The 12,301-nt window shown below is 44.5% G+C and carries 6 protein-coding genes; all 6 read left to right on the top strand.

The window, feature by feature from the left end; all coding sequences use genetic code 11:
• Positions 1-184: 184 nt before the first annotated feature.
• The 6 genes from NBH01_RS08670 (at position 185) to NBH01_RS08645 (ending at position 12,267) form a co-directional block, all read left to right on the top strand.
• Positions 185-1,465 (top strand): IPT/TIG domain-containing protein, encoded by a 1,281-nt coding sequence (locus NBH01_RS08670; RefSeq protein WP_250700066.1) that lies wholly within the window; start codon positions 185-187, stop codon positions 1,463-1,465.
• Between the two features lie 18 nt (positions 1,466-1,483).
• Positions 1,484-4,591, top strand: a complete 3,108-nt coding sequence (locus tag NBH01_RS08665; protein WP_225678846.1) for a SusC/RagA family TonB-linked outer membrane protein — start codon at positions 1,484-1,486, stop codon at positions 4,589-4,591.
• Positions 4,592-4,604: 13 nt separating this feature from the next.
• Positions 4,605-6,656 (top strand): RagB/SusD family nutrient uptake outer membrane protein, encoded by a 2,052-nt coding sequence (locus tag NBH01_RS08660; protein ID WP_234141155.1) that lies wholly within the window; start codon positions 4,605-4,607, stop codon positions 6,654-6,656.
• Positions 6,657-6,708: 52 nt separating this feature from the next.
• Entirely contained in the window at positions 6,709-7,623 is a 915-nt protein-coding gene (locus NBH01_RS08655; RefSeq protein WP_151209297.1) for a BT_3044 domain-containing protein, read from the top strand.
• A 904-nt stretch (positions 7,624-8,527) separates the two neighbouring features.
• Positions 8,528-9,910 carry a family 43 glycosylhydrolase gene (locus NBH01_RS08650; protein WP_225678844.1) on the top strand — a complete coding sequence of 461 codons (1,383 nt, stop codon included), beginning with the start codon at positions 8,528-8,530 and terminating at the stop codon, positions 9,908-9,910.
• A gap of 5 nt (positions 9,911-9,915) precedes the next feature.
• On the top strand, positions 9,916-12,267 hold the full coding sequence (locus tag NBH01_RS08645) for a glycosyl hydrolase 115 family protein (protein WP_062694177.1): 2,352 nt from the start codon (positions 9,916-9,918) through the stop codon (positions 12,265-12,267).
• The last annotated feature ends 34 nt before the right edge of the window (positions 12,268-12,301 follow it).

Raw genomic sequence — 12,301 nt, 5'->3', positions numbered from 1 at the left:
ATTTCCCCTGGTCTATTGCCTAATTTACCTCCTATTTTTGCCCGATTTACCTCTTATAATTCTAGTGGAATACCTCTAATTTTGTCTCGTTCTCTTTGAGGGGAGACATCAGGATAGTATCACCTGCTTCCAGGGCTTCAGGAGAAATAGTTGATCTTATATATTAATTTTATTTTATTATTACATGAAAAACAATTTGTTACATTGGAGTCTCTGCTCCTTGCTTTTCTTCACTTCATGTGCGGACGACTACAAGTTTGTCAATGAAGGGATACCTCCAAAAGCTTTTGATCCGAATCAGCCTGTAGTCGTATCTCTGATCGAACCCGATTCCGGTGTTTACAACACTCAGTTTGTTATCTCCGGAAAAAACTTTGGAACGGACCTGTCCCGCATAAAAGTATATTTCGGAGAGAAAGACTCTGCGAGACTAATCAGCTCTAACGGAGATTGTATTTACGGTATGACTCCTAAACAAAATGACGGACAGAACAAGGTGTCTGTAGTGATCGGTTCGGAGTACAAAGGCGAACTGCCCTCTCTGTTCAAGCATACCAGGATGGAGCAGATTACGACCATAACCGGAACCGGTAATACCGGCGAAAATGCAGACGGTACATTGGCTGAGGCTAAATTCAGAGTAATACGCGGAATGTGTATGATAGCTGACGATAATATACTTGTAAGCACCGATCAGACCAATGTGCGGCTGGTTTCTGAGAAAGAGAACCGAGTTACGACCATTTGTTCGGGAATAAAATTCGGCGGTTTGGGTGCTACCAAAAATCGTGAAACAGCTTATGGCATCCAGTATGACGGCACACACGCTGTTTACGCTTTCAATCGGGCAAAAGGATGGCAGATGTCGAAGATACTGAATACTCTGGGTACGGAGGTAACGGGAAGAGTGGCTGACTGTGTTTTAAGCGATGACGATCAGTTCCTTTATTTTTGTGATACCAGCGGTAAATTCGGCAGAGTCAATTTGGAAAGCCTTGAAGTGGAAATACTCAATGCTGAATTAGGAAACCTGGGGGGACTTACCAGTTGGTGTTTTATAGCGAGGGATAAAGTAAATGACTGCTTCTATGTATCTGCCAATCTAAGTAATAAAATCCTGAAGATTTCTTCCGATGGCAAGTCTTTTGAGGATTATATTGGCAACGGAACAAACGGATTTATGGACGGAAACAGAGAAGATGCCATGATGAGTACAGTTACAGGTCTTGCAGTAGATGATTCGGGCGTATTGTACTTTCTCGATACAGGAAACGGTTTATTAAGGAAATTGGAGGATGGCATTGTATCAACTGTCGCAGGGCGTAAGGGAAATCTGGCTGTTGTTGACGGAAAACCCTTGGAATCATCGTTAAAATGGCCTTATGATCTCGGCTTTGACTCAAACGGATCTCTGTATTTTGTTGAATGTAACGCAGGTATGGTCCGGAAATTTACCATTCAGTAAATCTAATACCAGATAGATATGAAATTGACAATAAATGTAATCATGATGTTGCTGCTCTTTGTGTGTTCTGCCACCATATCAGCACAAACCAATGAAAAAGGTTATATGGTCGCCGGAACGGTGATGGACGAAAAGGGGGAAACGATTATCGGTGCCTCGATCACTGTAGACAAAGACCGTTCGAAAGGAACTGCAACAGATCTGGACGGTAAGTTTCGTCTGCAAGGTCTTTCTAAAGGTGAAGTACTGACTGTTACTTTTATAGGCTATAAGCCTTATAGCTATAAAGTGACGATGAGTAAGGAGAATATTAAGATTGTGCTGGAACCACAGGTCAGCGATTTGGATGAGGTTGTCATTGTGGGCGAGGGAAGCCAGAAGAAGATTTCCCTTACGGGTGCGGTTACCACTATCGAGCCTGCGGCATTAGATGTGCCGGCTACTTCTGTATCCAATATGCTGGGTGGTAACGTTCCCGGCATCATCGCTGTGACCCGAAGCGGAGAACCGGGTAGTGACTTTTCCGAATTCTGGGTGCGCGGTATTGGTACATTTGGTGCCAATTCCTCCGCATTGATTTTGATAGACGGTGTAGAAGGTGATATGAATCAACTTGACCCGGCGGATATTGAAAGCTTTTCGGTACTGAAAGATGCTTCGGCAACAGCCATTTACGGAGCACGCGGAGCCAATGGCGTAGTAGTGGTGAAGACCAAGCAGGGAAAAGCGGGGAAACTCCGTATTAACTATAAATCAAGTATCACATTGAGCGAATCTGCACGTATGCCTGAGTATTGCGATGCCTATACGTATGCGTTACTGGCTAATGAAGCAAAACTGAGCAGGGGAGATGATCCGCTTTACAGTGCTCTTCAGTTAAGACTGTTTCAGACAGGGCTTGATCCGGACCTTGCTCCGAATACCAACTGGCGTGATGTGATTCTGAGAGACCGTGTATGGCAGAATCAGCATTATTTCAGTGTTTCCGGTGGCGGTACGAACGCACGGTATTTTATGTCGCTCAGTATGCAGAATAAGGATGCCGTTTTCCGTCCCGACAAGTCTGCCAACAAATATGATCCCAACATCAATTATCAGAAGTACTCTTTTCTGACCAAAGTTGATGCCAATTTAACAAAGAAAACAAGATTGGGGCTGAAGCTTTACCAAGTAATGACTAACCAGAACTCACCGGGATTGGGAAATAACAGTGCGTTATGGAATGCGCAGGCAGCATTGACACCTGTATCGCTGCCGGTGAAATATTCCACAGGTCAGCTGGCGTCGAAAGGAGCCAATGCGGAGTCTGGCTATGAGCTGTTGTCTCCTTATGTACAGTTGAACTATACAGGTTTCACAGAGACCCGTAATCTGACTACCAACTTGATGGTGGATTTGAGTCAGGATTTGGATTTTATTACGAAAGGACTGAAGGTTAGAGGCTTATTCTCCTTCACCACCAACTCTGAATTTTATACTACACGTTCTAAAATGCCGGATCTGTATTGGGCGAACGGAAGAAATGCCCAAGGCACACTGGTCATGACGAAACAGGTGGAAAAGAAGGACCTGTCATTATCAAGGTCTACGGATACCGACCGTACCTATTATTGGCAGTTGAATGCGGATTATGACCGTACGTTTGGTGATCATGCCATAAGCGGACTGCTCCACTTTTACCTGCAGAGCAGAACGAAATCAAAAGACTCGGACGAAGACAAGAACGTCAGCGCCGTTCTGAAACCTATCCCCAGACGTTATGAGGCGCTTTCGGGACGTGTAACTTACAACTACAAACAGATTTACTTTGCCGAATTCAATATCGGATATACAGGCTCCGAACAATTCCCGAAAAATAAACGCTTCGGATTTTTCCCGGCAGTATCCGGAGGATGGATTCCCTCTCAATATGCTTGTTTGCAAGAGGCACTTCCTTTCCTTGATTATCTGAAGATACGTGCTTCTTATGGACTTGTCGGTAACGACCGTATCGGTGGTACACGTTTCCCATATCTGACAACAGTCACCAGCACAGGTGATGGCGGCTGGGGAACAGGCGGTATTCGGGAAGGACAGTTAGGTACTGACGGACTTGTCTGGGAAAAAGCGAAGAAGTTTGATGTCGGTGTGGATATCAACCTGTTCAATAATAAATTCTCGCTGACTGTTGACTACTTTAAAGATCGCCGTACTGACATTTTCCAGCAGCGTGTCACTGTACCGGAAGAAGCCGGTTTCATCTCTATGCCGTGGGCCAATACAGGTTCGATGGAAAGCTGGGGTATGGATGGAAACTTCAGTTTCAAACAGGATTTTGGAAAAAACTGGCGGGCTACCATACGTGGTAACTTTACTTTCTCGCGCAACAAGGTATTGCATTACGAGGAGTCTGATATACACTATCCTTATCAATCGAGAATCGGATATCCGAGCGGAGTACAGAGGGGATATATAGCCGAAGGCTTGTTCAGAGACTGGGAAGATATAGAGTCCAGTCCTAAGCAAAACTTTGAGAGTAAAGTATATCCGGGCGATATCAAGTATGTGGATGTAAATGCTGATGGTGTGATTGATGTGGACGATAGAGTACCTTTGTCTTTCTCTAATGTACCGGAGATTCAATACGGTTTTGCCGGAGAAGTGAGCTGGAAAAACCTGACTCTCGGAATGCTGTTCGAAGGAACAGGACATAGTACTTACTTTTTGGGAGGTACAGGCTATTACCCTTTCAGTGGCGGTTCGACAGGAAACCTGCTGACAATCGTGGCAGATCAGAATAACCGCTGGACTCCGCGTGAAATATCGGGTACGGCAGCCACAGAGAATCCGAATGCTCGTTTCCCGCGTATGACTTATGGCAGTAATAAGAACAATAATCAGGCATCAACATATTGGTTGGCAGACAACAGCTATTTGCGTTTCAAAGAACTGAATATACGCTATACCTATCGCAACCCCTGGCTGCAGAATGTACTGGGTGTCAGTTCAATGAGCCTGTCGTTCATTATGCATAATATTTGTACATGGGACAGCATCAAGCTGTGGGACCCGGGACAGGCATCTGCGAACGGTGCTGCTTATCCTATTCAGCGCACTTATTCAATGCAATTGAGTTTGAACTTTTAAAATTGAACGAATTATGAAATTAAGGAATATAATGATGGCGGGTGTTTTTATGGCGTCTGCGATTTCAACCACTTTCACATCTTGTGAGTCTTTCCTGGATATTGATGAATATGTATATGATATGACGAGCCTTGACTCTATTTTTACGAGAAAGAGTCAGCTTGAGAAGTATATCAGTGCTGCAGCCAATAACTTCCCTGCTTTTGACAACGTATGGAAATCGACTCCATTGCCTTTGGGATTCGCATCCGATGAAGCGTTCGCATCTATCAAGGAAAGTGAAAAGGATTCATGGAAAGGTCTCTTTTTTGCGATGGGGCAGATGGTAGACAAATATAGCAACGATTTTTTCCGTTGGGGAGAACTCTATGTATCTATCCGAATGGCGAATATTGTGATTGCCCGGATCGGAGAGTGTACGGATATTACAGATTTTGAAAGACGTGACTTCCTGGGCCGTGCTTACTTTATCCGTGCTTATAGCTATTACACTTTGATGATGCAGTATGGTCCTGTGCCTATCGTTCCCGATCAGGCTTTTCCTACCAATGCGAGTGTAGATCAGATGTCTTATCCGAGAGCTACTTACACCGAATGTGTGGAAAAGATATGCAGTGATTTCGAGCAGGCAGCTTCTTTGCTGAAGGCAGCGGACGAACGCGATGCGTCAACCTATCGCATCCCTACGTCCGGAGCTGCATTAGCTCTGATGTCACGTGTACGGCTTGAAGCGGCAAGCCCCTGGTTCAATGGAAATAAATACTATTATGACTTCCTGAGAAGCTCGGACAATCAGCCCTATTTCCCTCAGAATTATGACTCGCATAAGTGGGCTGTCGCAGCAGTTGCCGCCAAAAGAGTGATTGATTTGAATTTGTACAACCTTTACACAGTTCGCAGTACGGCATACACACCTGAATTGCCGGCCAATACTTATGACCTCAAATTCAATAACAAAAACAATAAATTCCCGGAAGGCCCTCATGGTATAGATCCGCTTAAATCTTACAGGGATATGTTCACGGGAGAAGAAGAGGGATTCAGCATCTCCGAATTTATCTGGACCAAGAGTCAGACGGAAAACAATACCAGACTTGTTTTCCCTTATGCGATGGACGGTACGAATGCTATCAGTGTGAATGGAGAGTTGGCGGATGCATACCGCATGATAGACGGACGGGATATCAATGCTTCCAGCGCTGAATATCCTTATCCAACGGAAGAAAAGGCATGGCAACCCATCAGTAATCTGGATGATGCACAGAAAACCTTGCTGGGAACCTTCTTCTCAGGATTCGACCTGGATCCTGAAATGGCACAGATGGATTACAACCGTGAGATGCGTTATTATGCTACGATAGGATTCAACCATAGAATATGGCCGGCTTCTTCTTACAATGGTCCTGACCCGGCGAATAAAAAAGCGTTGAAAGTGACTTATTATAGCGATGGAACGGGCAAACCCGATCAATACCAAAAAGAGACGGTCTGTGTCACCGGCTATACTTGCGTGAAGTATGTCAATGAAATGGATTCCCCCGCAGGAAGCGGGAAAGTATTATCTAAAAGTTTTCCGCTTATCCGCTATGCTGAAATCCTGCTGAATTATGTAGAAGCGATGAATGAGATGGGAGATGGTGATAACTACACTGACGAAACGACCGGAATATCTGTGTCACGCAATAAGGAAGAAATGCGTAAATATTTCAATATGATACGTTATCGTTCCGGTCAGCCGGGTATCACCGACGAAGAACTGGATAATCCTGAAAAGATGAGAGAGGCCATCAAGCGCGAAAGACGAATAGAACTGGCATTTGAAGGACGGCGCGCATACGACCTCCGCCGTTGGGGAGATTTGGTAAAAGCGACAAGCAGGCCCTTTACCGGTATGAATATAAAGGCGATGAAGAAAGATCGTAAGAACTACTATATGCGTACGATTGTCACTGAGTCGGATTGTAAGTTCTCCAAGTTCAATATAACCCAACGGATGAATTTCTATCCTATTCGTCAAGGTATTATCGACAAGAATCCGCGGATAGACCAGAATCAGGGTTATTAAATGAAAACAGAGAAGTGATTCAAGAAAAGATAATTCAAATAGAATAAAAGATATGAAACAATATAATAATGACTTTATTCGACTGATGCTGGGTGGACTTTTATGTTTGTTCGTGTCGGCTTGCGTGAGCGACCCTTTGGCTGACGAGCAATATACTAAAAAGTTGACTTTAGTAGGTGCACAAGATGAGTTACAGGAGAAAGAGGTAAAATATGGAAGTGACGGAGAGTTCTTCGTTACCGTCTATTGTGGCGGAACAAAGATGCACGAAGATGACGTGACAGTGACTTTGGGAGAAGCAGATCAAAGTAACATCGATAATTACAACTATAAAAACGTGTTGGAAGGCGAAATCGAATATGTGGCGCTGCCTAAAGACTGGTATACGATTCCTTCCTACACAAGCGTCATTAAGGCCGGCGAACGTTATGTGCGGTTCCCCGTACGTGTAGATACCGAAAAAATAGATACAGATGCACGGTATTTGATTCCTTTGAAGATCGTAGACTCAAGCCCTTATCCTGTGAATGAACAGGCTGACACAGTGTTGCTGGTGAAGGTGAAAATGATCAATGACTATTCGGGCAATTATATGATGAAGGGCACCGAGTATCCGATGAAAAATGGAGCTCCGGATTTGTTAAGCGGGACTCCGATAGAAATAGCCCGGACTCTGACAGCAGTGGATGAAAACACGGTTCGTTTCTTCCATAAGTCGGTCAACGAAGAAATGCCCAATCTGGATGATAACGGTATTACTCTGACGGTGGATAAGAGCACCGGAAAAGTAAGTGTCAGCCCCTGGAAGAATCTGCCGGTTGTAGAGAATAGCGGAAGTGGTACCTATCAAGTCGTATCGGGAAACTATGGAATCAATACACGGAGATATGTGATAGAGTATAATTATATCAATAGTAGCAATAAGGAAATGTATGTTTCTGTGACATTGGAGACTTCTGAAAATTAAAAGACTTCATTGTCCGAACGGTCTGTTTCCAGGAACAACCCATTCAGTAAGCTCCATGGCGTACATATAGGTATGTATGCCATGAGCAATGGGGCGTTCCCGGAAATCAGGCATTATACGATTGGTTCGGATGACTATATTAAGATCAATTTTCCGCAGGACTTGACAAAGGCCTTTTTTTGTTGTATATTTGCAGGTGTCATACAGGCAATAAAGTAACAACCCATTAAAAAATGAAACGAAATGCACCTTATCAATCATCTTAACCGAACCGAAAGAATAGTGTAACATTATAACAAAATACACAGGAGATCATATGCGAATCAGCATCTATGTGAACCGGTGATAAGCTTGAGGCTGCAACCTTTTATAGGGTTTGCAGCCTTTTTTGTTGCATAAAATTAAAGAATATGTGCTTAAAAGGTGTATTTGAGTTTATAATAAATGGGGAGACCGTTTATAATAAACGATGAAACTATTTATTATAAACTCAACTGCGATTTTAGTATTAAGGGTAAAAAGTTTTCTATATGTCAGAAGAGACCAAAGAGAGTTTTCTTTTATTTGACTTGGCAGACAGCGAATTATTGTAACACAATAATCTTTTACCTTATTGCCCGATTTACCCCCTATATCTGCCCGATTTACCTCCTGTCTCATTGTGCTCTTCTCCCTATTTTTGTGCATTAAATATTCTTATTCTTTTCAATGATGAAGTATGCTGCATGATATGCGCGGCGGAGGTGAAAAGTGCGTGGCTGCTTTGCGGGATGTTGTTTTGAAGAAGAATAGTACAATATTCCATGCTTGTTGTATTATTCTCCATAGGAATATAGATAGTTAAACGTAAATTTGTAATTTAATTGTGCCTTATACTTTTTATAAGAATTTATAGAAGAATATCATGAAATACTGGATGTTATTATTTGCCTTTTTGTGGGTATCTTACGGAACGGGCATGGCTCGGAAAACCGAAAAAGTAGTAAATAACGGAATTCCCTGGTTTGACGACAGGGGAGAGATTGTCAATGCGCACGGTGCCTGCATTGTGGAAGAGAATGGCAGATATTATCTTTTCGGGGAATATAAGTCGGACAAGAGCAATGCTTTTCCGGGTTTCAGTTGCTATTCATCTGATGATTTGGTGAACTGGAAGTTCGAACGTGTTGTACTGCCGATGCAACCAAGTGGAATTCTTGGCCCTAATCGTGTAGGCGAGCGTGTGAAAGTCATGAAATGTCCTTCTACCGGCGAGTATGTGATGTATATGCATGCGGACGATATGAACTATAAAGATCCCCATATCGGCTATGCTACCTGCAGCACTATAGCAGGTGAATATAAATTTCACGGACCTCTGTTGTATGAAGGCAAGCCTATTCGCCGCTGGGATATGGGGACTTATCAGGATACGGACGGTACCGGATATCTGTTGTTGCACGGAGGAATTGTCTATCGTTTGAGTAAAGACTACCGTACGGCAGAGGAAAAAGTGGTATCGGGAGTGGGCGGTTCTCATGGAGAGTCTCCGGCAATGTTTAAAAAAGACGGCACATATTTCTTCTTGTTCTCCAATCTGACCAGCTGGGAGAAGAATGATAATTTCTACTTTACAGCCCCTTCCGTCAAAGGCCCGTGGACCAGACAAGGTTTGTTTGCTCCCGAAGGAAGCCTGACCTATAATTCACAGACCACTTTTGTGTTTCCTTTAAAGTGTGGCGAAGATACGATTCCGATGTTTATGGGCGACCGCTGGTCTTATCCGCATCAGGCTTCGGCCGCCACCTATGTGTGGATGCCTATGCAGGTGGATGGAACAAAACTTTCTATTCCGGAATACTGGCCTTCTTGGGACATTGATAAGTTGAAACCCGTAAATCCTCTGCGCAAAGGAAAAACCGTCGATTTAAAGCAGATAACGTTCAGTAAAGAAGCTGACTGGAAAGTGGAGGAAGGAAGAATATCTTCCAATGTAAAAGGAAGTACGCTGAGTATTCCCTTCAGTGGCTCTTGTGTGGCTGTTATGGGCGAAACGAACTGTCATAGCGGATATGCGCGTATGAATATTCTTGATAAGAAAGGGGAGAAAATATATTCTTCACTGGTCGATTTCTATAGTAAGGCGAATGATCATGCAACGCGTTTTATGACTCCCCAATTGGCAAAAGGAGAATATACACTGGTGATTGAAGTTACGGGCATCAGCCCCACATGGACTGATAAAACGAAGAGAATTTATGGCAGCGACGATTGCTTTGTGACCATTACTGATATTGTAAAATTGTAATATTTATGAAAAATAGAATCTTATTTTCCGTCCTTGCTTTGGTAGCAGTAACCTTGTTCGCTCAAGGTAAACAAAAAGATTTTGTCTTGCAGTCCGGTCAGCCGGTTGCGATAGCTTGCAGCGGTTCGGAAGCACCGGTGGTACGTACTTCGCTGGACTTGTTGTCCCGTGACCTTCAGACTGTATTGTCGGCAACTGCCCACGTAGACACAAACACCGGAAACATCCTGGTAGGAACGATCGGACAGAGCAAGCTGATTGAGCAGGCAGGCATCGATATTTCCGTATTAAAAAACAAAAAGCAGGCTTTCCTGCTCACCGTCTCAGAAGATGGAAAGCTGGTAGTAGCCGGCAGCGACAGTCACGGTACAGCCTACGGTATACTTGAAATATCCCGTCTGTTGGGCGTTTCCCCTTGGGAATGGTGGGCGGATGTGACTCCGGAGAAGAAAGAGACGTTCCGTCTTTCTTCCAGTTTCAGAGAGTTGCAGTCCCCTTCTGTGGAGTATCGGGGCATCTTTATTAATGATGAAGATTGGGGACTGATGCCTTGGAGTAACAAGACTTACGAACCGTCGGACGTGAAAGGAGAAATCGGACCCCGTACCAACGAACGTATTTTTGAATTGCTGCTTCGCTTGCGGGCCAATACCTACTGGCCTGCCATGCATGAGTGTACCTTGCCTTTCTTTCTGACGAAGGGCAATCGGGAAGCAGCGAAAAAGTATGGTATCTTTATGGGAGCTTCCCACTGCGAACCGATGGCGTGCAGTGCTGCCGGCGAATGGAGAATACGTGGAAAAGGAGCATACGATTACGTGAATAACAGTCCGGCTGTTTATCAGTTTTGGGAAGATCGTGTGAAAGAAGTTGCCGGACAAGAGATACTTTACACGCTGGGTATGCGTGGCGTTCACGATGGAAAGATGCAGGGAGCCAAGACGGTAGAAGAACAGAAAGCCGTCCTGGACCGGGTATTTGTTGACCAGCGCGGCTTGCTCGAAAAGTACGTGAATAAAGACGTAACACAAGTGCCGCAGGTCTTTATTCCTTATAAGGAAGTGCTCGATATTTATCATGCGGGGCTGCAAGTACCCGAAGACGTGACCTTGATGTGGTGTGATGATAACTACGGCTATATCCGCCATTTCCCCACTGCCGAAGAGCGTGCCCGTAAAGGCGGCAACGGAGTCTATTATCATGTTTCCTACTGGGGACGCCCGCACGATCATTTATGGTTGAGCACCATGAGTCCATCGCTCATTTATCAACAGATGAAGCAGGCTTACGATCAGGGAATACAGAAAATGTGGATACTGAACGTCGGCGACATCAAACCTGCCGAGTATCAGATTGAGCTGTTCATGGATATGGCATGGAATCTGGATAAGGTATCTTCCGAAGGAGTGACCGCACATCTGAAACATTGGCTGGAACGGGAACTGGGAACTTCCTGTGCAAAGGCCGTCCTTCCCGTTATGCAGGAACATTATCGCTTGGCACATGTCCGCAAACCCGAATTTATGGGAAATACACGGGAGGAAGAAAAGAATCCGGTCTATCGGGTAGTGAAAGATCTGCCGTGGAGCGAAAGGGAGATAAACGAACGTCTGAATGCTTACAGCCAACTTTCGGAAACGGTAGAGAAAGCTGCTTCTAAAGTACCCGCCGACAGACAGAGCGCTTACTTCGAACTGGTGAAATATCCCGTACAGGCTGCGGCACAAATGAATCGCAAACTGTTATACGCCCAATTGGCACGCCACGATAAGGCAGACTGGGAAAAGAGTGATGCCGCTTACGACAGCATTGCTGCACTGACTCAACACTATAACTCATTGGAGAATGGAAAATGGAATCGTATGATGGACTTCAAACCCCGCAAGCTCCCTGTATTCAACCGTGTGGAAAGAAAGGCGGCTACTGCTCCGATGACAGCAGACCGTAAAGCAGTCTGTCAATGGAATGGGGCGGAGGCAAAGAAGGGAAACGCTATTGTCTGCGAAGGTTTGGGATATGAAGGCAAAGCCGCAGAGATAAGAAAAGGCGATGCGCTGACTTTCTCCTTTGGCAATCTGAAAACGGACTCGGTAGAGGTGGATATCCGGTTACTTCCCAATCATCCGGTGCATGGCGATAAGTTGCGTTTCTCGGTTTCTCTGGATGGTGCCGAGCCTGAACTGATAGCGTACGAAACGAAGGGGCGCAGCGAGGAATGGAAAGAGAACGTGCTTCGTAATCAGGCAATCCGGAAAATTGTACTTCCCGTTTCGGATAAGAAATCACATCAACTGGTTATTAAGGCATTGGATGAGGGAGTGATACTGGATCAGGTAATGCTTTATGAGGTGAATTAGATATAATTCTATATTTTATAGTTTCAGACTGGCT

The organism is Bacteroides sp. B1-V-101 (assembly GCF_023656585.1).
Taxonomy (GTDB): Bacteria; Bacteroidota; Bacteroidia; order Bacteroidales; family Bacteroidaceae; genus Bacteroides; species Bacteroides thetaiotaomicron.
This window is presented reverse-complemented; position numbering and strand designations above follow the sequence as displayed.